The 23,567-nt window shown below is 69.9% G+C and carries 22 protein-coding genes; 11 read left to right on the forward strand and 11 right to left on the reverse strand.

Translation table 11 applies throughout. The features are described 5' to 3' along the window. Position 1: 1 nt before the first annotated feature. The 3 genes from ACFW0G_RS02840 to ACFW0G_RS02850 are packed head-to-tail and all read right to left on the reverse strand — an operon-like array spanning position 2 to position 2,784. The gene (locus ACFW0G_RS02840; RefSeq protein WP_378322946.1) at positions 2-910 is read right to left on the reverse strand and encodes an ABC transporter substrate-binding protein; all 909 of its coding nucleotides are present in this window, start codon (positions 908-910) and stop codon (positions 2-4) included. Beyond that, the gene (locus ACFW0G_RS02845; RefSeq protein ID WP_378323126.1) at positions 907-1,554 is read right to left on the reverse strand and encodes a response regulator; all 648 of its coding nucleotides are present in this window, start codon (positions 1,552-1,554) and stop codon (positions 907-909) included. The genes ACFW0G_RS02840 and ACFW0G_RS02845 overlap by 4 nt, the downstream gene beginning before the upstream one ends. Before the next feature lie 30 nt (positions 1,555-1,584). Continuing rightward, entirely contained in the window at positions 1,585-2,784 is a 1,200-nt protein-coding gene (locus tag ACFW0G_RS02850) for a sensor histidine kinase (RefSeq protein ID WP_378322947.1), read from the reverse strand. Between the two features lie 167 nt (positions 2,785-2,951). On the opposite strand from ACFW0G_RS02850, the gene ACFW0G_RS02855 reads away from it, so the two are divergent. Further along, a complete protein-coding gene (locus tag ACFW0G_RS02855) occupies positions 2,952-3,554 on the forward strand; it encodes a DUF4190 domain-containing protein (protein WP_378322948.1) in 603 nt (200 codons plus the stop codon). A gap of 71 nt (positions 3,555-3,625) precedes the next feature. On the opposite strand, the gene ACFW0G_RS02860 is transcribed toward ACFW0G_RS02855, so the two are convergent. Further along, entirely contained in the window at positions 3,626-4,855 is a 1,230-nt protein-coding gene (locus ACFW0G_RS02860; protein ID WP_378322949.1) for a thioester domain-containing protein, read from the reverse strand. A gap of 239 nt (positions 4,856-5,094) precedes the next feature. Then, entirely contained in the window at positions 5,095-7,653 is a 2,559-nt protein-coding gene (locus ACFW0G_RS02865) for an AAA family ATPase (protein WP_378323127.1), read from the reverse strand. Positions 7,654-7,731: 78 nt separating this feature from the next. On the opposite strand from ACFW0G_RS02865, the gene ACFW0G_RS02870 reads away from it, so the two are divergent. Both ACFW0G_RS02870 and ACFW0G_RS02875 read left to right on the forward strand, forming a co-directional pair. Continuing rightward, positions 7,732-8,628 carry an MBL fold metallo-hydrolase gene (locus ACFW0G_RS02870; protein ID WP_378322950.1) on the forward strand — a complete coding sequence of 299 codons (897 nt, stop codon included), beginning with the start codon at positions 7,732-7,734 and terminating at the stop codon, positions 8,626-8,628. Then, complete coding sequence (locus tag ACFW0G_RS02875; RefSeq protein WP_378322952.1) at positions 8,619-9,746, forward strand: carboxylesterase/lipase family protein; 1,128 nt, start codon at positions 8,619-8,621, stop codon at positions 9,744-9,746. The genes ACFW0G_RS02870 and ACFW0G_RS02875 overlap by 10 nt, the downstream gene beginning before the upstream one ends. A 107-nt stretch (positions 9,747-9,853) precedes the next feature. On the opposite strand, the gene ACFW0G_RS02880 is transcribed toward ACFW0G_RS02875, so the two are convergent. Both ACFW0G_RS02880 and ACFW0G_RS02885 read right to left on the reverse strand, forming a co-directional pair. Then, positions 9,854-10,201, reverse strand: a complete 348-nt coding sequence (locus tag ACFW0G_RS02880; protein WP_378322953.1) for an SH3 domain-containing protein — start codon at positions 10,199-10,201, stop codon at positions 9,854-9,856. Between the two features lie 107 nt (positions 10,202-10,308). Beyond that, on the reverse strand, positions 10,309-11,001 hold the full coding sequence (locus ACFW0G_RS02885; protein WP_378322955.1) for a FadR/GntR family transcriptional regulator: 693 nt from the start codon (positions 10,999-11,001) through the stop codon (positions 10,309-10,311). Positions 11,002-11,116: 115 nt separating this feature from the next. Between ACFW0G_RS02885 and ACFW0G_RS02890 the strand changes: the two genes are divergently transcribed. Genes ACFW0G_RS02890 through ACFW0G_RS02910 form a run of 5 tightly spaced genes read left to right on the forward strand, consistent with a single transcriptional unit; the run spans position 11,117 to position 15,738 of the window. After that, on the forward strand, positions 11,117-11,611 hold the full coding sequence (locus ACFW0G_RS02890; RefSeq protein ID WP_378322957.1) for a gluconokinase: 495 nt from the start codon (positions 11,117-11,119) through the stop codon (positions 11,609-11,611). Next, positions 11,611-12,972: a gluconate:H+ symporter gene (locus ACFW0G_RS02895; protein WP_378323129.1), complete on the forward strand. Its 1,362-nt coding sequence runs from the start codon at positions 11,611-11,613 to the stop codon at positions 12,970-12,972. Before ACFW0G_RS02890 ends, ACFW0G_RS02895 begins: the two co-directional genes overlap by 1 nt. Before the next feature lie 57 nt (positions 12,973-13,029). Further along, positions 13,030-13,857, forward strand: coding sequence for a sugar phosphate isomerase/epimerase family protein (locus ACFW0G_RS02900; RefSeq protein ID WP_378322958.1), 828 nt, complete (start codon positions 13,030-13,032; stop codon positions 13,855-13,857). After that, entirely contained in the window at positions 13,854-14,870 is a 1,017-nt protein-coding gene (locus ACFW0G_RS02905) for a Gfo/Idh/MocA family protein (protein WP_378322960.1), read from the forward strand. Before ACFW0G_RS02900 ends, ACFW0G_RS02905 begins: the two co-directional genes overlap by 4 nt. Before the next feature lie 43 nt (positions 14,871-14,913). After that, positions 14,914-15,738, forward strand: a complete 825-nt coding sequence (locus ACFW0G_RS02910) for a hypothetical protein (protein WP_378322961.1) — start codon at positions 14,914-14,916, stop codon at positions 15,736-15,738. Here the strand turns inward: ACFW0G_RS02910 and ACFW0G_RS02915 are convergent. After that, a complete protein-coding gene (locus ACFW0G_RS02915) occupies positions 15,719-16,312 on the reverse strand; it encodes a DUF4360 domain-containing protein (RefSeq protein ID WP_378322962.1) in 594 nt (197 codons plus the stop codon). The genes ACFW0G_RS02910 and ACFW0G_RS02915 overlap by 20 nt on opposite strands. A 666-nt stretch (positions 16,313-16,978) precedes the next feature. Between ACFW0G_RS02915 and ACFW0G_RS02920 the strand changes: the two genes are divergently transcribed. Then, positions 16,979-17,461 (forward strand): hypothetical protein, encoded by a 483-nt coding sequence (locus ACFW0G_RS02920; RefSeq protein WP_378322963.1) that lies wholly within the window; start codon positions 16,979-16,981, stop codon positions 17,459-17,461. 10 nt (positions 17,462-17,471) lie between these two features. On the opposite strand, the gene ACFW0G_RS02925 is transcribed toward ACFW0G_RS02920, so the two are convergent. After that, positions 17,472-18,284: a MerR family transcriptional regulator gene (locus ACFW0G_RS02925; RefSeq protein WP_378322965.1), complete on the reverse strand. Its 813-nt coding sequence runs from the start codon at positions 18,282-18,284 to the stop codon at positions 17,472-17,474. Then, a complete protein-coding gene (locus ACFW0G_RS02930; protein ID WP_378322966.1) occupies positions 18,274-19,671 on the reverse strand; it encodes an MFS transporter in 1,398 nt (465 codons plus the stop codon). The genes ACFW0G_RS02925 and ACFW0G_RS02930 overlap by 11 nt, the downstream gene beginning before the upstream one ends. Positions 19,672-19,774: 103 nt before the next feature. Here ACFW0G_RS02930 and ACFW0G_RS02935 point away from each other — a divergent pair, with 103 nt between their 5' ends. Next, entirely contained in the window at positions 19,775-20,674 is a 900-nt protein-coding gene (locus ACFW0G_RS02935) for a helix-turn-helix domain-containing protein (protein WP_378322967.1), read from the forward strand. Here the strand turns inward: ACFW0G_RS02935 and ACFW0G_RS02940 are convergent. Continuing rightward, the gene (locus ACFW0G_RS02940) at positions 20,660-21,514 is read right to left on the reverse strand and encodes a DUF1932 domain-containing protein (RefSeq protein ID WP_378322968.1); all 855 of its coding nucleotides are present in this window, start codon (positions 21,512-21,514) and stop codon (positions 20,660-20,662) included. The two genes, ACFW0G_RS02935 and ACFW0G_RS02940, sit on opposite strands and share 15 nt — an antisense overlap. Here ACFW0G_RS02940 and ACFW0G_RS02945 point away from each other — a divergent pair. After that, the gene (locus ACFW0G_RS02945; RefSeq protein ID WP_378322969.1) at positions 21,507-23,519 is read left to right on the forward strand and encodes a M64 family metallopeptidase; all 2,013 of its coding nucleotides are present in this window, start codon (positions 21,507-21,509) and stop codon (positions 23,517-23,519) included. The genes ACFW0G_RS02940 and ACFW0G_RS02945 overlap by 8 nt on opposite strands. Positions 23,520-23,567: the final 48 nt, after the last annotated feature.

Raw genomic sequence — 23,567 nt, forward strand, 5'->3', positions numbered from 1 at the left:
CTCACCGCACCGGCGGGTTGATCTCCGACCGGGTCAGCGCGCCGGACACCGACAGGCCCCACTTGTCGATGATCCGGCGATAGGTCCCGCTGTCGATCAGTTTCTGCACGGCGCCTTGGACCGCCCGGCCGAAGTCGCCGCTGTTCTTCGTCAGCACCATGCCGTACGGCGCGGTGTCGTACGGTTCGCCGACTCGCTCCAGCTGCCCGTTCAGCTTGACCACGTAGTCGATGGTGGGCGAGTCGGCGAGTTCGGCCTGGACGCGTTTCGAGGCCAGCGCCAGATTCACGTCGGTCTGTGCCTGGAGCTGGGTGATGGTGATGGCGGGCTTGCCCGCCATCACGCACGCCTCGTTGCGATGCTCCAGGTCCTCGACCTCGGCGGTGCCCTTCTGCGTCGCGACGTTCTTGCCGCACAACGTGTCCAGCGTGATCCGGTTGGGATTGCCCTTGGCAACGGCCAGCGCCTTGCCTGCCCGGTAGTAGGTGACCATGTCGACGGTCTTGAGCCGCTCCGCCTTGACGTTGAAGGAGGACATGCCGATCTCGTACTTCCCGGCCTCGACGCCGGGGATGATGCCGTCGAAGGCGGTGTTCCGGAACTCCGTCCCCAGCCCGAGCACCTGCCCTACCGCGGTGCCGAAATCGACGTCGACGCCTGCCGGCTTCCCGTTCTCCACGAACTCGCCCGGCGGCGAACTCTGGTCCTGGCCGAACACGAGCATGCCGTCGGCGCGGATGTTCGCGGGGACCAGCGCGGCGAGCGCGTCGTCCTTCGCGGCGGCCGGGATTTCCCCGGTCTGCCCCTGCTCCACCGGACCACGGCCGGAGCCGCCCGCACCGCACGCCGCGAGCAGCGCGGCCACGGCCACCATCGGCACGAAAGCCGTTGCGCGGAAAGCATTCCTCATGGCGTCACCAACCCCGCTTCGTAGGCGAAAATCGTGAGCTGGACCCGGTTCGCGGCGTCGAGCTTGGCGAAGATGCGCGTGATGTGCGTTTTCACCGTGGCCTCGCTCAGATGCAGTTCGACGGCGATCTCCGCGTTCGGTTTGCCCCGCGCGACGGCCGTGACGATCTCGCGTTCGCGCTCGCTCAGCGTGCTCAGCCCGGCCCGCGCCCTGGCACGCCGCGGATTCGTGCGGGCGGCGACGAAATGGCCGATGAGTTTCCTTGTCGTACGCGGGGAAAGCATCGCCTCGCCATCGGCGACGACCCGCACCGCTTCGATGATCTCCTGCGGGGAACCGTCTTTGAGCAGGAATCCGCTCGCGCCCGCGGCGAGCGCGTCGAAGACGTACTCGTCGAGGTCGTAGGTGGTCAGCATGAGCACCTTGGGCGGATTGGCCAGCGCGGTGGCGGCGGCGGTCGCGGCCAGTCCGTCCATCCGGGGCATCCGGATGTCCATCAGCACGACGTCCGGCGCGTGCCTCGTCACCTGCGGCACGACCTCGTCGCCGTCACCGGCCTGGCCGACGACGGTGAGATCGTCCGTGCTGTCGAGGATCATGGACAAGCCGGTGCGCACCAAGGGGTCGTCGTCGACGAGCAGCACTCTCAATGGGCGCCGGGGCACCCGCCCATCCTAATGCCGTTCCCACGGCAACCACGCCCGGAGTGCGAACTTTCCACCCTCGGCGGGCCCGGCGCCGACCTTCCCACCGAGCAACGTGACGCGTTCGGTGACACCGGTCAGCCCGGTGCCCGACCCCGGTGACGGCGGGGCGGTGGCGGGCAGCGGGTTCACCACCTCGATGGTGAGCCCGGCGCCCGGCCCGCCGCGGACGGCCACGTCCGCCACCGCGCCGGGCGCGTGCCGCAGCACGTTGGTAAGCGCTTCCTGGAGGATCCGGTACGCCGCCGTGCCGAGCAGGACGGGCGCCGTGGTGGCCTCGTCGAGCAGGATCGTGATGTTGACGGGCAGGCCGGACCGCCGGGTGGTGGCGATCAGTTCCGGGATGTCGGCCAGCCCCGGCTGTGCGTGTTCGCCCGGCCGCGGATCCCCGGCAGGCTCGGCGAATCCCTTGCCGTCGCGGAGCACGCCGATGACCTGGCGGAGGTCGTCGAGCGACTGGCGGGCGGTGGTGCGCACGGTCCGCGCGGCCTCGGTCGCGCGGGCGTGGTCGCCCTGGTTGACCTCGAGGGCCCCGGCCTGCAGCGACAGCAGGGAAAGCCGGTGCCCGAGCACGTCGTGCATCTCGCGCGCGATCCGGGTCCGCTCGGCCCGCCTCGTCATCTCCGCGCGCAGTTCCCGTTCCAGGGCGTCCCGGCGCGCGAGGTCGTCGCGGACGCCGCGAGTGATCCCGACGGCCAGCGGGATGGCGGTCAGCACTGACGCCAGCACGAGGATCCCGATCACCTGCCCGGCGCTGGTCTCCCGGCCGACGATCAAACCGGCGATGCTCACGTCGCGATGGCGGTGGGCGTCGTGCCAGAGGGCGAGCGCGGTGGCGGCGTACACCAGTGCGGCACCCAACGGCAGCAGCCGGTCGCGCCGCGCGGCGGCCAGCGCGGCGAGCGAGATCAGCGCGGCCAGCGACTCGAACCCGAACACCAGCGAGGGGACGAGGGCGATGCCGGTGACGAGCAGCGGCCACCGATGGCGCCAGCACAGCATGACCGCCGCCCCGATCGACGCGAGGAAGCCGAGCACCGACCACCACGTCGGCACGAACGTCTTGGTGTCCGGCAGATATCCCTGGGTGCTGAAGACGAAGATGCCGGTCACCACGCACGCGGCGACCGCGACCACGGTGAGCACCACGCCGAGCACACGCCTTGCCATGCGCCGAGCCTACGCACCGGCCCCGGCCCTCTCGCATCAGCGGATCCGCTGAGGCACGACGGCGAAGTGACGACTTTCGTCGTAACGCCTCTGTGCCCGCCGGACGACGCGGCGAGGCCACACCCGCTGATTACATCCGTCGCGTCGTTACCCGGAAAGGAAATCCCGTGACCCAGCAGACCCCCTATCCCCCGGCCATGCCCCCGCTGGCCACGCCCGCGCCGCCCCGCAACGGCATCGGCACCACCGGATTCGTGCTCGGCCTGATCGGCCTGGTGTTCTCCCCGATCCCCTTCGTCGGAATCGTCGCCTGGCCGCTGGTCGTGCTCGGCCTGATCTTCGCCGCGATCGGGCTCGCCAGGGTGCGCAAGGGCATCGCGTCCAACAAGGGACTTTCGATCGCCGGGATCGTGGTTTCCGTACTGGGCCTCGGCGTCTGCATTACCTGGATCTTCGTCTTCAACAAGGCGGTCGACGACGTCAACAAGGAACTCACCAAAACGGCGAAAGTGTCCTACGAGGTGACCGGCGACGCCAAGAACGTCGAAATCGTCTACGGCGAAGTGCTCAACCCGAGCACGGAAACAGCCCCGGCCCTGCCGTGGCACAAGAACGTCGAGAACAAGGGTGTCTACAAAGGAGGGACGCTCACCGTGACGACAGCGGAAACCGGCGGATCGGTGACCTGCAAGATCACTGTGGACGGTGCGGTGGTCTCGACCAAGACCGCTTCCGGTGAGTTCGCCACGGCCGCCTGCACCGGCACGTGAGGACCGGCGACGCGAACGGGGCCAGTCCACAGTGGATAGTGGACTGGCCCCGCCGGGTCAAACGTTGGTCGTTACGCGGCGCTCTTGCGGCGACGGCGCACGATCAGCAGCATCACGGTGCCGCCGATGAGCAGCAGCGCGCCGATGCTGATCGGCAGGATCGCGGAGACGCCGGTGTAGGGCAGCGAACCCTGCTCGGCCTGCGGGACGACCGACGGCGCGGTGGTCGGCGGGCCGCTCGGGGTCGGCGGCGCGGTGGTGGCGCTCGGCGGGGTGCTGGTCTCGCTGGTCGGCGGCGTGACGGTGCCCGCGGTCCACTTCGCGGCGGCATTGGCGCTCACCGTGGTCTTCTCGGACTGCGCGACGATCAGCGACTGCGCCTTCTTCTTTTCGTAGTTCTCACCGACGAAAAGACGACCGGTGTCCAAGTGCCCGGACGCCTTCAGCGCGAAGGTGCCGTTGCCGTCCTTGGCGTCCTTCGGGACGTCGACGTACAGCTCGCTGCCGTCCTTGACGTCGGCGGTCTTCAGCTCCTTGCCGTCGGCGTCGGTGATCTTGACGCCCTCGGGCAGCTTGCTGGTCAGCTCGGTGATGTCGCCGGTGGTGGTGACGGTGAACGGCCCGATCCGGGTGCCCGCCTTGCCTTCGGTCGCCTTGGCGCTGATGTTCAGCGTCGGCTTGGGCTGCTCACCGATGCCGGTGTTGGCGTCACCGGTCAGGTACTTGTACAGCGCGAGGACATCGGCCGCGTCGTCGGCGGAGCCGGAGCGGATGGGGTGTTCCGGGTTCAGGTTACGGTCGTCGCTGAAATGCCACACGGCCGCCTGCGTCGCGGTGATGGCCTCCGCTTTGGACAGCTTGTCGTGGAACTTGACGTCCTTCTTGGCCAGCTCGGCCTCGATCGCGGCGAGGTCGTTCGCCGGGTAGCCGTGGTGCAGCACCCAGTTGAGCTTGTCGCGGTTCTTGTGGAACGGCGAGGCAGCGTCCGGGAACTTGTCCCACGGCCGCTCGATCATGTCCTGCTGCTTGTCCAGGTCGACGTCGACCTGGACGCAGTAGACCTTGAGCTTGCTGCCATCGGACAGCGTGAGGTTGAACAGCTCGGCGACCGGGGTGTTGACCGGACCGCGGTCGAAGTTGACCTGGAACGCCGCGTCCCCGCCCTCGACCCTGCCCTTGGCCTCGCCGGTGCTCATGGTCGAGACCGGGTCCGCGCTCGCGAGGGGAGCCGCGGTGAGCAGTGCGACGGCAGCGCCGAGCACAGCGGCGCCGCCCCGCATGAGTCCTGACTTGCCGTGCATGAGTCTCCTATCCGAGTCGAACACGAATCCCACAGCCGCGTGACATCACGATTTCCCGACCACGACGGACGCACCTACCAGGTGATCATTCGATCACCCGATTCAGCGACACCGGAGCATACACAGGCCACACACAGGCACACTCAGGGTGTCCCTATTTGCCCAAAGTGACCAACAGAGTGACCCTAAGTACCCGACAGTGTCCGACAACGGTGTCCAACCAAAAAGGACAAACCGCGCTACCGAACGGACTCGATCAAGTCACGGAGCTGAGACCTCGCGGTCACGCCGAGTTTGGGAAAACTCCGGTAGAGATGCGAGCCGACGGTGCGCGGGGAAAGGAACAGCCGCTCGCCGATCTCGCGGTTGCTCAGGCCCTGGGCGGCGAGGCGGATGATGTGCTGCTGTTGCGGGGTGAGCGAGGTCAGCGCGTCCGGTGTGGCCGGTTCGGCTTCGACGCCGGCGGCGCGGAGTTCCCCTTGTGCACGGTCGATCCACGGACGCGCGCCGAGGCGGCGGAAGATCTCCGTCGCGGCGAGCAGCTTCGGGCGCGCGTCGGTGATGCGACGGCGCCGCCGCAGCCATTCCGCGTGGTCCAGCAGGATTTGCGCACGTTCGAAAGGCCATTGCGCGGCAGCGGGATCGGCCAGCGCTATCTCGAAATGCGACTCCGCTTCTTCGGGTTCGAGCAGAGCGTGTGCCCGGTGGATCAGCGCGCGCATGCGAGGCGAGCGATCCTCGGCGAGTCGCTTTTCCGCGCGTTCCACGATCTCCGCCGCTTCGGCCTCGTGCCCGGTACGCGCGGCGGCCGCGGCGAGTTCGGCCAATGCGGCGTACGAACACGCGTAGTGGACGGGGTCGCCCTCGTCGGTGAACATCTGGCGAAATTGCTCGTATGCCGCCCCGTGGTCACCGTCGGCGACCTCGGCCATCCCGAGCGCCCATCGGAGACGCACACCGACGGCCCTGCTGCGGTCCGGGTCCACAAGTGACAGTCCGATCGTGGCGGTCACACGGGCCTGCTCGGTGTCTCCGGTGAGCGCGAGCGCGGCGGCTTCGAGCGAACGTCCGGCGGCTTCGAGGTGCGGCATGCCCGATCCCGCGGGCGTCGCCTTCTCCGCGGCCGTCCTGGCCTGCGCCCAGCGCCCGTGGTCGAGGTACGCCCAGCCCGCCGAACAGCCCAGCCCGGCGGGCAGCGCGCCACGCATCCGCCAGCGGTGCAGTGCCTCGTCGAAGATCCGCACGGCCTGCTCGGTCTCGTCGAGCAGCCAGGCCATCCCGCCGAGCGAGGTGAGCCGTCCGGGATCGGTCCCTGCCCGCTCCACCAGTGCGGGCAGCGCGGCGGCCAGCTCGGCCCGGCGAGGAACCGGATCGGTCAGCGCGAGGACCCACGGATCGTCCCCGGCCAGCGCGCGGACGGCGAGCCGCTGCCGCTCGTGCCCGGCGTAGAACGCGGCCACCGCCGCCAGCGTCACCGCGGTCCGGTGCAAGGCAGGTACCTCCGCGGCACGCAACAGCAGCGACAACGCGGTGTCGTGCTCGGCGCTGAGGGTGAGCACCTGCCCGACCCGCAACGACGCTTCGGCCTTGAGCACGACGTCGTCGCTGCTCGCCTCGGCCTTCGCGGCGAGCTGTTCCACCCAGCGCGGCTGTCCCGTGTAGACGGCGGCGCCCGCCGCGGCCACCAGCCTGCGTGCGCGGTCTTGCCGCTGGAGGCTCAGCTCGGCCGCGCGCTCCAGCGCGCTCGCCGCCGCCGCGTGCCCGCCGCGTTCGCGGGCCCGGCCCGCGGATTCCTCCAGCGCGGCGGCGATCGTCTCGTCGGGCCCGTCGGCGGCGGCCGCCAGGTGCCACGCGCGGCGATCGGGTTCGCCGTCGAGCGACGCGGCGAGTGCGCGGTGGGCACGCCGCCGGTCGGCCAGCGGGACGGAGTGGTAGATCGCGGCGCGGATCAGCGGGTGCCGGAAGCGGACACGGCCGCCCACGATCCGCAGCAACCCAGCGGCCTCGGCGGGGGCGAGTGCTTCGGCGTTCTCGACGGCGGCCAGCTCGTCCGCGGCGACCAGCACCAGCGCCTGCCGGGTGTGTTCGGGGAGCGCTGCGAGGTCGGCGGCGAAGACCCGGGTGAGCCGGTCGGTCAGCGGCAGCAGGTCTTCGTCGGCGCAGTCCGTCCGCGCCAGTTCCACCAGCGCGAGGGGATTTCCGGCGGCCTGGTCGAGAACGCGCAGCCTGCGCTTTCCGGTCGGCGGGTGCGGCTGGCTGTCCAGCAGCGCACTCGCGGAGCGGACGTCGAGCGGTCCCAGCACGAGCGACGGGAAGCCGGCGAACCCCGCGGCGTCCCGCGTCGCGGCGAGGAGCGCGAGCGGTTCGTCGTCGACACGACGGGCGGCGAAAGCGAGCATCTCCCGCGAACCCGCGTCGATCCACTGCAGATCGTCGGCGACGACCAGGACCGGAGACTTCTCGGCGAGGTCGGACAGCAGAGCGAGCAGCGCGACGCCGATGAGCAGCCGATCCGGAGTTCCGGTCTCTTCGAGGCCGATGGCGCCCAGCAGCGCCGAACGCTGCCGTTCGGGCAAGCCGGCGACGTCGTCGAGGACGGGCCGCAGGAGCTGGTGCAGCCCGGCGAAGGGCAGGTTCGTCTCGTTCTCGCTGCCGGTCATCCGGAGCACGCGGCCGTGATGCGTGTCCACCGCCAGTTCGAGCAGCGTGCTCTTGCCCGAACCCGGTTCCCCCGTCACGATCAGCACGCCGCTGGTGAGGCCGAGCACGGCCGCGCTCTCGGTGTCCCGCCCGACCATGGTCACCTTTCGACTGTATCGCCGAGTGCAGTCACGTGACCGATACCGCCGGGCGCCGCCGGTCCGCAGGCTGGACGCATGGACACCTTGACGCTTGGAGACGTCGAAATCACCCGCGTGGTCGAGCTCCCCGTGCGGGGCCTCGATCGCGGATTCGTCTTCCCGGACGTGGCGATCGAGCACTGGCGCGAGCACGAGCACTGGCTCGCTCCCGAGTTCCTCGACCCGGCCGCCGACCAGGTGCGCACCCAGATCCAGACCTGGTTGCTGCGCAGCGAAGGCAGGACGATCCTGATCGACACCGGCATCGGCAACGGCAGGGAACGCCCGTACATGCCGTTCTTCGCCCACCTCGACACGGACTACCTCGGCGAACTCGCCGCCGCCGGTGTCCGGCCCGAGGACGTCGACGTGGTGATCTGCACCCATGTGCACGGCGACCACGTCGGCTGGAACACCCGGCTCGTCGATCGCGAATGGCAGCCGACCTTCCCGAACGCCGAATACGTGATCGCGCGCGCGGACTTCGACTACTGGAATCCGGACAACGCCAACAAAACCCGCTCGGGACGGCAGTCGCAGAACGTGTTCGAGGACAGCGTCGCGCCGGTCCACCGGGCCGGGCAGACGGTGCTGTGGGAGGGCGACGGCTACGACGTCGACGCCAACCTGCGCATCGAACCGGCGCCGGGGCACACGCCGGGTTCGTCGGTGGTGCGGCTGCGCTCGGGCACCGACCGCGCGGTCTTCGTCGGCGATCTGCTGCACAGCCCGCTGCAGATCGCCGAGCCGGATCACGGCCCCTGCTTCGACGAAGACGAAGCCCAGGCACGAGTCGCCCGTCGGCGGGTATTGGGGCAGGCCGCGGACGAGAACGCGTTGCTGTTCCCCGCGCACTTCCCCGGCGCGAGCGCGGCCCACATCCAGCGCGAGGGCGGCAACTTCGCGGTGAAGGAGTGGGCGACATGGCGGTGAACGTGTTCCGCAACCTCACCTACGCCGCCGCACCGACCGGTGCCGCGCGCTTCGCCGCACCGTCCCTTGTGGACGATGTACGCGGCTACGACGGACTCGGGCCGACGGCGCCCGCTCCAGCGCGGCGGTTCCCGGTGGACCTGAGTCCGGTGATCGGGCCGGGCTGGCAGCGCGGCGAGGACTACCTCACCCTCAACGTCTGGACACCGTCGAGGACGGGCAGCGCGCCGGTGCTGGTCTTCGTGCACGGCGGCGCGTTCGTCTCCGGCACCGGCCAGGCGCCGCTGTACGACGGCACCGCGTTCGCGCGCGACGGCGTGGTGCTGGTGACGCTCAACTACCGGCTCGGCGCGCCGGGCTGGCTGGACCTGCCGGGCGCGCCACGCAACCGGGGACTGCTGGACGTCATCGCCGCGCTCGAGTGGGTGCGACGGCACATCGCCGAGTTCGGCGGCGATCCGGACCAGGTCACGGTGTTCGGGCAGTCGGCGGGCGCGATGCTCGTCGGCGGGCTGCTGGTGACGCCCGAAGCGGACGGTCTCTTCCGCCGCGCGATCAGCCAGAGCGGCGGGCTCGTCACGATGACCGGCGAGGAAGCCCAGGAGACGACGCGCGCGCTGGCAGGCCGGCTCGGCATTCCGTCCACTGTGGACGCCTTCGCGGAGATCCCCGACGAACGGCTCGTCGCCAAACTCGCCGAGGTCCCCGCACCGGCCGGGCGGGTCACCCCGCTGGGCATGGTGCTCGACGAGGCGCCCCGGCCACTGCCGGTGGACGTCCTCGTGGGCACGAACTCGCAGGAATCGGGGCTCTACGGCGGTCCTGAGCGGGGTGCGGCGGTGGACGCGATGTTCCGCGACGGCAGGGAACGGCTGCTCTCCTTGTACGCCAAGGCGTTCACCTACGAGTTCGACTGGCGCGGCGGTCCGCTGGGCGCCTGCCACACCGCGGAACTCCCGTTCGTCTTCGACAACACGGACCTGCCCGCCCTCCGCACACCGGACGGCCTGCTCGGCCCGGACGTCCCGCCGTCGCTCGCGGCGGAGATGCACGGCGCGTGGGTCCGCTTCGCCAAGACCGGCGACCCCGGCTGGACGGGCGGCCACCGCTTCGCCTGAGCCCCGTGCGCCCCAATGTGACGTTCGGTGCGTCCAACGCACCGAACGCCACATTGGGTGCATCCAACGCACCCAATGCCACATTGGGGCGCTCGACGCCGAGCAGGTCAGCCGGTGAAGTCGACGCACATGCCGACGATGTACCGGTTGGTGCCGATCTTCAGCCACCGGTCGTCGGTGCGCTTGCACGCGGTGTACGTGCCACCCTTGACCGCCGGCGGGTGGACGCACACCTTCGAGCCCTTGTTGACCTGGCCGACAGCGGCGGCGCTGGTCTTCGGCGCGGTGCGGATCTTGATGGTCTCGGCGGCCTTCCACCGGCAGTCGGTGCCCGCGGCGGCAGCGGGCGCGGCGGCGGACACGGGGGCCGGAGCGGCGAGGGCAGGTGCGGCGAAAGCCATCGAAGCGACGAACGCCGTCGCTCCCGCGACCCCAACGCGGGACAGGATCTTCATGGTGAAACTCCTCGGTTCACTGCTGTTGAGCAAAGCAGCGGGTGAGAGCGCACCAAGACCTGTCCGGTTCCTCCGGTTCGCACATTGTGAGATGCGTCGCTCCGGAACTACTCGACGAGCGCGGCGATTTCGTCGCGGGCCTGGCTGACGATGTCCCGCATCGCCCGCTCGGCACGGTCCGCGTCCCCGGCGGCGATCGACGCGGCGACCTCCAGATGCCAGGCGATCGCCTCGGGCTGCGGTTCCTCGGGCATCAGGCCGTGCCCGGTCCGGCCGGCCAGCACCTCGGCGACCACTTCGGACAGCTGCGCGAACATCGGATTGCCGGACGCGGCGAGCAGCAGGTCGTGGAAGGCGACGTCGTGCTGAAGGAAGACGTCGAGGTCTCGCGACTTCGCCGTCCGCGCCAGCCGCTCCCCCAGCGCCGACAGCTTCCCGCGCTCCTCCGGCGTCGCGCGCAACGCCGCGAACCGGGCGGCACACGGCTCGATCGCCGAGCGCAGTTCGGTGAGGGTACGCAGCGCCGCGGGACGGCACGGCCCGTCCAGCTGCCAGCGGATCAGGCGCGGGTCGTAGTGGTTCCACTCCGCCTGGTCCCGGACGATCGTGCCGACGCGGCGCCTGCTGCTGGTCAGCCGCATCGTCTCCAGCACACGGACGACCTCGCGAGCCACGGTGCGCGAAGCGCCGAAACGCTCCTGCAGCTCGTCGGACCGCAGCACCGACCCCGGCGGCAGCTCGCCGTTGGCGATGGCGGCGCCGAGCGCGTCGAGCACTTCCTCGTGCCTGTCGTTCCCCATTCGCTCAACCTAGCGATCTGACTCGATTAAGTAGTACTTTTTCTTGATTAAGTAGTACTTTTGGGTTGTACTCTCCGCAGCACAGCGCCGGTACACAACGACGTGGGAGGTAGCGATGACCGTCATCGCCGTGATGGGTGTGTCCGGGTCGGGGAAGACGACCGTCGGCACGGCCCTGGCCGAGGAACTCGGCGTCGACTACGCGGAGGCGGACTCGTTCCATCCCCAGGCGAACATCGACAAGATGACCTCGGGGGTGCCGCTGACCGACGAGGACCGCGCGCCCTGGCTCGCGGCGATCGCCGCCTGGATCCGCGACCACCAGAAGACCGGTGGCGTCGTGACCTCCTCGGCGCTCAAACGCCGCTACCGGGACGTGCTGCGTACCGGCGGCGAAGTCTGGTTCCTGCACCTCGACGGCGACCGCGCGACACTCGCCGAGCGCATGAAGACCCGCAGCGGTCACTTCATGCCGGTGTCCCTTTTGGACTCCCAGCTGGCCGACCTCGAACCGCTCGAACCCGACGAGCCCGGCCGTGTCTTCGACATCCACGAGTCCCCCGCCGAGATCGTCGAAGCCGGTCTCGCCGCCTTCAAGGAGCGCGCGTGATGACGCTCGCCGCCGGTTGGACCGGCCACGACACCCGCCTCATCGGCGCCACGGTGCTCGCCATCGCGGTGATCGTCGTGCTGATCACCAAGGTCAAACTGCACCCGTTCCTCTCATTGATCCTCGGCTCCGGCGTGCTCGGCCTCGTCGCCGGGATGCCGGTGGACAAGCTGCTCAAGAGCTTCTCCGGCGGCGTCGGCTCCACCGTCGCGTCGGTGGGCGTGCTGATCGCGCTCGGCGCCATGCTGGGCAAACTGCTGGCCGACTCGGGCGGCGCCGACCAGATCGTCGACACCGTCCTCGGCAAGGTGCGCGGGCGCGGCCTGCCGTGGGCGATGGCGCTGGTCGCCGCGCTGATCGGGCTGCCGATGTTCTTCGAGATCGGCTTGGTCATGCTCATCCCGGTGGTCCTGCTCGCCGCCAAGCGCAGCGGGAAACCGGTGCTGTTGCTGGGAATTCCCGCCCTGGCCGGGCTGTCGGTACTGCACGGGCTCGTCCCGCCGCACCCCGGCCCGCTGGCCGCGGCGGGCGCGCTGAACGCCAACGTCGGCATCACGCTGGCGTTCGGCCTGCTCGTCGGCATCCCGACGGTGGTCATCGCCGGTCCGCTGTTCGGCCGCTTCGCCGCGCGCATGGTGCCGGACGCGACGCCGCCCGCGCGCCTCGTCCCGGAGCGGGAAAGCAGCGACAAACCACGGCCGAGCTTCGCCGCGACGTTGTCCGTCGTGCTGCTGCCGGTGGTGCTCATGCTGGGTAAAGCGCTCTCGGACATCTTGCTGGGCAAGGAAAACCACCTGCGCCGGGTGCTCGACTTCATCGGCGACCCGCTGGTCGCGCTGCTCGCCGCGGTGCTGGTGGCCATGGTCGTGCTGGGCCGCCCCGCCGGGCTGAACCGCGCGAAGCTGTCCAGCACGATCGGCGATTCGCTCGGCCCGATCGCCGGGATCATGCTCATCGTCGGCGCGGGCGGCGGGTTCAAGCAGACCCTCGTCGACGCCGGAGTCGGTGACGTCATCACCGGTCTTGCCAAGGGTGCGAACCTCTCGCCGCTGCTGCTGGGCTGGCTGGTCGCGGTAGCGATCCGGCTCGCCACCGGGTCGGCCACTGTCGCGACGGTCTCGGCGGCGGGCATCGTCGCGCCGCTCGCGGCGACCATGGATCCCAGTCACAGCGCGCTGCTGGTGCTCGCGATCGGCGCGGGTTCACTGTTCCTCTCGCACGTCAACGATGCGGGGTTCTGGCTGGTCAAGGAGTACTTCGGGATGTCGGTCGGCCAGACGCTCAAGAGCTGGTCGGTGATGGAGACGCTGATCTCGGTGGTCGCGATCGCGCTGATCCTCCCGTTGTCGGCCTTGGTATAGCCGCCGTTCACCCACGGCTGTCAGGATCGGGTGAGACGCCGAGGTGCGGAGGACCCGATGTGGACCCTGTCCGGTTTCGCCGACGAGATCTCGCCCGATCCTGAAGTGCAGTGCCGGGTCCTGGCGGAACTCGGCATCGAGTACGTCGAATTCCGCAGTGCGTGGGACACCAACGTGCTCGATCTCGACGACACCCAGCTCGGCCGTGTCCGCGACCTGCTCTCCGGGCACGGCCTCGGGGTGTCCTCGATCGGCTCGCCGATCGGCAAGATCGGGATCCACGACGACTTCGAGGCGCATCTACGCCGCTTCGACCGCGCGCTGGCCGTCGCGCGGACGCTCGAAGCGCCGTACATCCGGATCTTCTCGTTCTTCCTGCCCCCGGACGATGATCCGAGCCGCCATCGCGACGAGGTGCTGCGCCGGATGTCCGCACTCGCCGCGAGGGCCGAGGGACACGACGTGATCCTGCTGCACGAGAACGAAAAGGACATCTACGGGGACAGCCCGGAACGTTGCCTCGACATCGTCGAAGCCGTCGGTTCGCCGCTTTTGCGACTGGCCTGGGACGCGGCCAACTTCGTCCAATGTGGACTCCGCCCGTACACCGATGGCTACGCGCTGCTGCGTCCGCATCTCGAGTACGTCCAGATCAAGGACGCGGTCCTGGCGACCGGCGAGGTAATGCCCGCCGGTGAAGGCGACGGCGAAGTGCGGGATACGATCCGTGCGCTGCGTGGCGACAGCTTCGACGGGTTCTTCTCGCTGGAACCGCATCTCGCCGCGGCCGGGCGAATGGGCGGTTTCAGCGGCCCCGAGCTGTTCCGCGCCGCGCATCAGGCGTTCGTGGAAATCCTGTCCGCCGAAGGGATCGAGTACCGGTGAGCGCACTACGGTTCGCGGTGATCGGCTGCGGGGTCATCGGCGAAAAGCACGCGAAGTCGATCGCGGCGGTCGGCGAACTCGTCCTCGTGGTGGACGAGATTCCTGACCGTGCCACGAAACTCGCCGGCGCCTACGACGTCGCGTTCACGACGTCGGTGTCCGATGCCTTGTCCCGTAAGGACATCGACGCTATCGCCGTGTGTACGCCGAGCGGAACCCACGCCGACATCGCCATCGCCGCGTTGCGGGCCGGCAAGCACGTGGTCGTCGAGAAACCGGTCGACGTCACCCTCGAAGCCGCGGATCGCCTGCTGCGCGCCGAGCGGGAGTCGGGACGGACGGTGACGGTGATCAGCCAGCACCGCTTCGACACCGCCAGCCGCCTGGTGCGTCGCGCGGTCGAGGATGGGGATTTCGGCCGCATCACCTCGGGGGTGGCGAGCGTGGCCTGGTGGCGGAGCCAGGAGTACTACGACTCGGGCGGCTGGCGGGGCACCCTGGCGCTCGACGGCGGCGGCGCGCTGATGAACCAGGGCATCCACACCGTCGATCTCCTGGTGTGGATGCTCGGTGAGCCGGTCGAAGTCTTCGCGTGGACCGCCTGCCTCGCCCACGAACGCATCGAGGTCGAGGACGTCGCGACCGCCACGATCCGGTTCGCCGGCGGCGCGCTCGGCGCCGTCCACGGGACGACAGCGGCCTACCCCGGGCTGACCGCGCGGGTGCAGATCCACGGCGACCGGGGTTCGGCGGTGATCGACGACGACCGGCTCGTCACCTTCCACAGCGCCGAGCGCGACGCGCCGCCGCTCGACAGCGGGCCGCGCGCCGGGGCGGGCTCGGACCCCACGGCGTTGTCCGAGGCGCACACCGAGCAGTACCGCGACTTCGCCGACGCCATCGAGCAGGGCAGGCCGCCGCTGGTCACCGTCGCCGATGCCCGTCGCACGCTCGCGGTGATCCTCGCGATCTACGAGTCGGCCCGCACCGACGTCCCGGTGCGGCTCCGCTAAGCCGTTGTACGTCTTCTGTACGCCGTTGCGAGAGGGTCTCCGGATGAAGCTCTGGAACATCACAGCGTCGGCCGTCCTCGCGGCCGGGACGCTGCTGGGCGCCGCGGCACCCGCGAACGCCCTGCCCGCGTGCCCGGTCATCGTCAGCCACGGCGGCTACCCGAGCGGGACCGACGCCTGGAAACGCGACCAGCTGCGCGCGCCCAACAACCTCAAGGCCGTCGACTCCCTCATCGCGCAGGGTTCCGGCGGGTTCGAGGCGGACGTCCGGCTGACCAAGGTCGCCGCGCAGAGCGACGGCAGTGTCAGCGGCAAGGCCGTGATGTGGCACAACAAGTCGACTTGGGGACTCAACGGCACCAAGAAGGACATCTCCGACGTCTACTGGTCCACCGGCGCGGACAAGCTGCAGGGCCGGACGCTGCAGTGGGGCCCGTACAAGGGCGAGACGATCTACTCGCTGCGTCAATGGCTCGATCACGTGAAAGCGAAAGGCGCGTACGCCCAGCTGGAGATCAAGAGCGAGAACCGGGTCTTCCTGCTCGACGGCTCGGCCGCGGTGAAGGCCAAGGCATGGAGCGAGATCACCGATCCGGTCACCGAGCGCTACCGGACCCAGCCGATCACCGTGTACTCCCATGACCCGGACATCGCCGCCGCGCTCAAGGCACGAGTCGCCGCGGGCACCTTTCCCGCCGTCCTCGGCGGCGGGCCTTCGTGGCCGGACACCGTGCAGTGGGAGGAACCGCCGCCTTCGTTCAAGGGCAATGTGGCGAGCTGGCAGGCGAACCTCGACAAGGCCCCGAAACGCGTGGCGACCAGCTGGACCGCGGACTACAAGAAATGGCTCACCGGGAAATGCGGCTGAGGCAGCTCTTCCAGGCGAAGCGGAAGACCGTCGAATCCAAGGTCACGAAATTCTTCCTCGGATCGGGTGTGCCGGGGCTCAACCGCAGGTCCACCGTGGAGTTGAGGTTACGCTCTTCACCGCAGGGCAGATAGACCAAGTGCGCGATATCGGGTTTGTCGAGCAGTTCCCATGCGTCCGCGAACGGGCCGGTGAACGACTGGGTCACCGGCGTTTGCGGACTCATTCCCTGGAAGTAGTAGTTCGCCGACAACACCGCCCGCACGCCGTTGTCGAGGACGAGATCCCCTCGGTGGTCCGCCTCGGCGATGGCATAGGTGAATCCCGGGGAATGTATCCGCAGGCTGATCTGGCAGTTGCGCCGGACATCGGCCAGCGCGGCGGCCCGGCGATAAGTGACGGTGAAACTCGTGTTGTCGGGTGCGACGACGACGGCGGCACTTCCGGGAGGGCACGCCGTGCCGTTCATGACGGCGACGTCGATGATGACCTTATCGGGAGGAGGGCCGGAACCGGCCTGCGGTGAAATGAGCAGCGAAGCGACCAGACCAGCGACAGTCATGATGGCGGACATGGGATTTCCTCCCGCTGCGCGAAATGAAATATCTTAGCACAGCGCGTCCTGCCGGAAATGCTGCTCCATTCGGCTCACCGCGTTGGATCGTCACGCCCACTACGAGGCGCGTTCGCGGTGGCCAGGATTCGTTGCGCCTCCTCTTGCATGGACTGCATCGCGGGGTCGTCGCGGGCGTCGACAGTGAGCGCCTCCCGCCACAACGCTTGTCCGGCCAGACGCCACGCCGGTTTGTCGGCGACCTCGACGGTGGGTGCGCACGGCCGGGCAGGTCCGTGGCCCAACCAAGCCACGATTTCCGGGTGTCGTGGCGCCGGTAAGGCCACCTTGCAGGCGTCAGACGCCCTCAAGGCGACCTTACCGGCACCTGAGTCCTGTGTGGACAGAGGCTGCGACCCGGCGTCCCCTTCACAGTCGCTCCGCACCGGGCCCACGTCCTGAACGCGTCGTTCAGGACGTTCATCCTGGATCCACCGCTGGGTCGCAGTGTCTCGAACGCTCCGTTGGGGACGGTGAGCGTCTCGAACGCGTCGTTCCCGACACCGACGCGGCAGCACTGGGCGCCACGCCCCACGGCCAGAACCGGTCAGAACCGGCCAGCCGGGTGGATCGCGACGACGGGGAGATGAGAAGCTCGCACCCACCCGCGATCGTCAGGAGCCCCGGATGTCCGTGCCACAGGGTTTCCCGCCGCCGACCCCGCCGCAGACCCCCGCGCCGGTCCGGCGCCGGGCGAACCTCCCGGCCGGTGTGGTCGCGGCCGTCCTCGCGGGCTGCACGGCGATCGCGCTGCTGTGGTTCGTCTTCGCGAACGTGCTGATCGGCGGTCCGTTCGACGAGTGGTCGGCCATGGTGTGGTTGAACGTCGTGGCGGGCCTGCTCTCCGCCTTCGTCCTGGTCGTGCCTGCCGGTTTTCTGCTCGCACGGCGAGTCTGGGCGGCGTGGACGCTGTTCGGGCTGGGCGTGCTGTATGCGGTGGTGAGCATGGTCGTGCCGCTGCCGCCGGGCACGAGCTTCGGTGCCCACCTCGACTTCGTGCTCGGTTTCCACAAGAGCAACGGGGTGCCGGCCGGGCTGGCCGTGATCTTCGCGTTCCTCACTGCGATCGCCGCGGCCGTCTCCGCGACGGTGGGTTCGCCGCGCCGCTGACGCCGTGCGCTCACTCCCAGGTCGCGGTCTCCGGATCGACACCATGGTCCGCCGCGTTCGCGAAGATCACGTCCCGCAGCCAGGCGGTCAGACCGGGTGCGAGCGCGTCGTAGTGCGCCGTGTAGCCCTCATCGGCGACGAACATCCGTCCGAGGCACGCCTGCATCGAGTGGGTGCAGTCGAAATACCCCGAGAGCAACGCGCGGTGGCGCTCGGCGAGGGCGTTCGCCTCCTCCGAGCCGGGGGCCACGCCGGCACGTTTCGCGGTGCCGAGGTCGTTTTCCAGCGTGCGGGTGGTGGCCGCGACCTCCTGCCAGTCCTCCGGGGTCAGCTTGGCCGCCCGTTCGGCGTACTGCGCCCACTGTGCGCTTTCGCCCCAGCGTTCTTCAGCCTCCTCGACCCACGAAGGCTGCCAGTCGTCACCGAAGATTTCGACCTGCTGCTCCGGCGTGAGCCGCATCCCGGTGCGCGAGGCCTCCAGCATGCGGTCGACCGCGCCGACCATCTTCTCAAGACGGGAAATACGCGCCACCAGCTCGGACCGTTGCCGTCGCAGGTGGGCACGCGCGTCGGTGTCCGGGTCGTCGAGGATCCGGCCGATTTCGGCGAGCGGAAAGCCCAGCTCACGGTAGACGAGGACCCGGTGGAGCCGGGCGACGTCGTCCGCCGAGTACAGCCGGTACCCGGCCCAGGTCCGCCCGCTCGGGCGCACGAGGCCGATCGTGTCCCAGTGGTGCAGCGTCTTCACGCTCACCCCGACGAGCGTGGCCGTGCGGCCCACGGTCAGGCCGTCGGTTCCCTGGATATCGGCATCACTGGTCACCGGACCAGTGTCGCGCACGCCGTCGAGGGCGGCCCAACGCGACCAGCACGAGCAGCGCGGCCAGTGACGTGCCCGTCAGCAGCGACATCGCCGCCTGGTTCCCCGCGGGAAACCCCTCCGGGCTCAGGGTGCCGAACGCGCGGAACAGCGTCATGCCCACCGCGAGGCCGATCGCGCCGCCGAAGTTGTGGAATGTCCACGTGGCGCCGACGGCGAGCCCGGACAACCGCGGCGGCACCGCGGACAGCGCCATGACCGCGGACGGGCCGAGCACGCAGGCCCAGCCGACGCCCATCAGCACGAACGCGACCACGACATACGCGAGCCCGGAGCCCACGCCGAGCCGGGACTGGAGCAAGGCCGACGCCGTCAACGCGGCGAACCCGGTGATCAGCACCGCCCTCGGCCCGACGCGATCCACCACCCGGCCGACGACCGGGGACAGCACGGCGACGGTCGCGGTGGTCGGCAGCATCAGCAGGCCGATGGCGACGTCACCGTCGCCCCGCACGACGCTCAGGTACAGCGGCATCAGGAACAACGCCGTGGTGTAGAAGAACGCCAGCCCGAACTCCGACGCCACGGCGCTGAGAAACCGGCGTCCGGCCAGCAGCCGGAACGGGATCAGCGGATGCGAAGCCCGCCGGTCGACGAGCACGAACGCGATCAGCGCCGCGACACCGACCCCGAGCGAACCGAGTACCGGCCACGACAACCAGCCGAAGGTGTCGTCGAACGTGACGCCGAAGATCAGCCCGGCGAGGCCGAACATGAGCAGCAGCAGACCCGGCCAGTCGAACCCCGCCCCGTCGTCCTCGCCGCGTGACTCCGCCACGCTGACCGAGCAGATCGCCAGCGCGACCAGCACCAGCGGCACGTTGATCAGGAAGACCCAGTGCCAGCTCAGCGCGCCGACGATCAGCCCGCCGAGCATCGGGCCGATCGCGAGGCCGATGCCGTTGACCGCGAACAACGTCCCGATCGCCTTGCCGCGCTGCGCCTCGGGAAACGCGTCGGCCACGATCGTGCTGGAGCTGGTGTACAGCACCGCACACGCCGCGCCCTGCAGGAAACGGAACGCGATCAGCGGCACCACGCCCGAAGCGAGTCCCGCGCCCAGCGACGACAGTCCGAAAAGGACAGAGCCGAGGTAGAGGACGCGGCGGCGGCCGTAGCGGTCCGAAAGCCTGCCCGCGGTCACCATGAACATCGACAGCGCGACCACGAAGACGTTGACAGCCAGCTGCGTCTGCGTCACCGTCGCACCCAGGTCCCGGCGGAGGTCCGGCGCGGCCGTGTTGACGATCGTCAGGTCGATGCAGCCGAGGAAGCTGAGGATGCCGACCCCGGTCAGCACACCCTGCTTCCGGCCCGTAGCGGTGTCCATGGACGTCACTCTGAAGGCGGAGCGGGCCGGGCCCCAGCCCCGGTTCTTCCTAGCACTCGGAGGGTCTGGCTACGGCCGCGGAAGATCACGCATACTCGGGTCCATGAGCGCACTCGGCGAATTCCTGCAGGCCCGCCGGGCCCAGGTGCGGCCGGCGGACGTCGGCCTGCCCCCGCTGGGCGAGCGCCGCCGCGTGCCGGGCCTGCGCCGGGAGGAACTCGCCCAGCTCGCGGGAATCAGCGCCTCCTACTACACCCGCCTCGAACAGGGCCAGTCCCGCGGCGCCTCACCGGGAGTGCTCGACGCGATCGCCGAGGTGCTGCGGCTCGATCGGGACGAACGCGACCACCTCCGCCGCCTCGCCGCGGCTCCCCGGCGGGCCAAAGGCACGAAGCCCGCGCCGGAGCGGGTGAGCCCCGCCACCCTCGATCTCCTGCGGCTGATCGCCGACGTGCCCGCGCTCGTCCAGGGCCGCCGCACCGACGTCCTGGGCTGGAACGCGCTCGGCCACGCGCTGCTGGCCGGGCACCTCGATGCCGCCGCGCCGGACACACCCGCGGACCGGCCGAACATGGCGCGGATGATCTTCCTCGACGCGCACAGCCGCGAGCTGTACGCCGATTGGCCCCGTAAGGCCCGTGCGATGGTCGGGAATCTGCGGCTGGCCGTCGGCCGGTACCCCGACGACGCGGCGCTGGCCGCGCTGATCGGCGAGCTGTCCATGAAGAGCCCCGAGTTCGCGACCTTGTGGGCCGATCATCGGATCCGGCCCTGCGACGCCGCCGACTACGAGCTGCGGCATCCGCTCGTCGGCGCGCTCACGCTCACCCAGCAGGCGTTCGACGTCGCCCGCGCGCCGGAGCAGATGCTGGTCACGATGACAGCGCCGCCCGGCTCGGCGTCGCAGCACGCGCTGACGCTGCTCGCGCAGGCGGCGACCTCAGCGGCAGTGCCTTCGGACGATCGGCTGCCGGACCGTGACGGCGGTTCAGCCTTCGTCTGACCGGGTCAGTTCCGTCATGAGCCGTTCGAAGGTCAAGGTGTCGTCGTCCTTACAGTTCGCCCAGCGAGCGAAGAGGTCCTCGGCCGCTCGTGGCAAAAGGCCAGGGGCCCCGCTGCCCTCGCAGGCGGAGGCGATCTCGGCCATCTCACCTTCCCAGCGCCAAGCCCGCCTTCCCGCGGCGAGCAAGGCATCCGGAGTACCCAACGGAGTTCCCGGGAGCATCGCGGCCGCCAGCTCCCGCAGTTCGCCGGTGACACCGTGGTGGCCCGCCACCGAGTACGACAACGCGGCCAGCGCGTGGGTCATCTTGTTGTAGGCGGCGAACGACAGCTTCAGTGCGCTCGCCCCGCCGACCGAGGTGCCGAGAACGATCGGCCGCAGTGTCGTTCCCTCGAACAGGTCCCGTACCACCGCACTGTCCGCTCCGGACAGGTAAAGCCGCGTCGTACCCGCCTCGCGCGGAGGCGGCCCGACGATCCCGCCGTCGACCACCGAGACGCCACCGCGCCGCGCGAACAACGCGTCGATCTCCCGGGCGTGCTCGGGACTGATCGCGTTCGCGTCCAGGTAGACGCCACGGAAGCCGGCGGCGGCGACCGACGCCGCGACGTCCAGAGCGGCGGCCGGCGGGCACACGCTGATCACTACCGAACAGTCCGCCAGCTCACGCGGCTCCTCGCGGGGTTCCAGGCCCGCCGCCTCGGCCCGCCTCCGGGTGGCGGGCCCTCGGCCCCCGGCGATCCAGATCGTCCGGATGCCCTTGTCCACCAGCTGTTTCCCGACCGCCGCGCCCATGTCACCCGGGTGCAGCAGCGCGACGGTATCTTCGGCGGTGTTCATTCTCCCGGCACTCCTCACGATCGCGGACGCCCCCAGCATGCACCGGACGTCGACCCGACTTCCGGCGGGTTCCGGGCGGGAACGCGGTGCGGTACACCGGGATGAGCTGATCGCCGAAGCGACGAGGGGTGGCCGGATGCCGCGCGGTACCGGGAAAACACTGGTCAGAAGACTCGCCGTGGCGCTGCTGGCGGCGACGTTGCCGCTGCTCGTCCCGGCCGCCGCCGAAGCCGCCCCGGCGCCGAGCGCCACGATCGTCCCGGTGCAGGTCACCGGTTCGCCGTCGGCCCGGTTCAACCTGGTGCTCCTCGGCGACGGGTACACCGCCGCCGAACAACCGAAGTTCCTGGCGGACGTGGAGAAGCACGTCAACACGCTGTGGTCGCTGGAGCCTTTCAAGTCCTACCGCGGCTATTTCAACGTCTACGCGGTGGAGATCGCTTCGCCCGAGTCCGGTGTGGACTGTGATCCCGCGCTGTCCTCGCCGCGCCGGAACACCCCGCTGAACATGGGTTTCTGGGGCGGCTGTGACCCGAACGGCGTCCAGCGGCTGCTCACGATGGACGAGGCCGCGGCCAAGCGGTACGCGGATCTCGTGCCGGGCACCACGTCGGCCAACCGCCAGATCCTGGGGCTGGGCAACAGCAGTACGTATGGCGGCGCGGGTGGCGCGTACGCGACGGCGTCGGGCGGGAACGCCTTGTCCGCCCTCATTTCGCCGCACGAGATCGGCCATTCGCTCGGCGGGCTCGACGACGAATACGACTACCTCCAGCGCGCTGTCCCCGGCGGCGTCTACACCGGCGGCGAGCCCAGCTCGCTGCATCACACCCTGCTCACCGAACAGCAGATGCGGTCGCGCCAGGCGAAATGGTGGCGGTGGCTGGGCGAACCCAGCGAATCGGGCGGCACGATCGGCCGGTACGAAGGCGGCCTCTATGATCGGACCGGGGTCTGGCGGCCGAGCCGTCACTCGATGATGAAGACCCTCGGCTACGCCTTCGACCAGGTCAGCCGCGAGCGCATGACGCAGCGGATCTCGGCCAAGGTGCCGATCCTGTCCGGTGGCACCCCGTCGTCGGCGCCCATCGGCGCCGATCGGGTCGTGTGGGCGACGGTGACGCATCCGGGGAGCCACCAGCTCGACGTGACGTGGACGCTCGACGGCGTCCGGCTGCCCGGCCGCGCCCACGCCGTGGACCTGCGCAAGGCGGGGCTGCCCAACGGCAAGCACACGTTGACGGTGAAGGTGACCGATCCGACGGACTTCGTCCGCGACCCGGCCGTCCGTGCGTCCGCCGCGCTGACCGCGTCCCGCACCTGGGCCATCGACACGTCGCTGACCACGCCGCCCGCGGAAGGTCCTCCGATCGCCGAGTCGACGCCAACCGACCGTCCGGTCAGTGCGAACGACGTCGTGTACGTCGAGACCGGCCAGCCCACCGGAGCGGTCCCGGCCGTGCGCTGGACGCTCGACGGTGTCACGGTGCCGGTAGACGGCAACGACCGCGACTTCGACCTCAAGGCGCGCAAGCTGTCCCCCGGCACCCACAGCCTGACCGCGACGGTCGGCAGCACGTCGCGCACGTGGACCGTGGACGCCCAGGGCCCGGCGACCACCGCCACGCTCTCGAAGGCACTGCGGACCGGCGGCGCGTCGGGCGACCCCGAGTACGTCTTCGACGGCCCGTTCACCATGCGGCTCGCCGCGACCGACGACCGGGCGGGGCGGGTGATCCCGGAGTTCCGCGTCGACGGCGACGGCTGGCACAAGTACTACGGCTGGCCCACCGACCCGAACGCGCCGTATCTCTTCACCGCGCGCGGCACCGAGATCGACGGCCTCGCCTACGGCAACCTCGGCCCCGACGGCCTGACCGTTTCGCCCTTCACCGAACGGAAACCCGGCTACGGCAAGCACACCGTCGAGTACCGCGCGACCGACGCCGCCGGAAACGTCGGCCCCACGGGCCGGTTCACTGTCACACTGCTTCCCCCTCGGTGACCAGCGGTCCGTGAAGGCCTCCTTACCGGCACCCAGCGCCGGTAAGGA

This window comes from Amycolatopsis sp. NPDC058986 (genome assembly GCF_042741125.1).
Taxonomy (GTDB): Bacteria; Actinomycetota; Actinomycetes; order Mycobacteriales; family Pseudonocardiaceae; genus Amycolatopsis.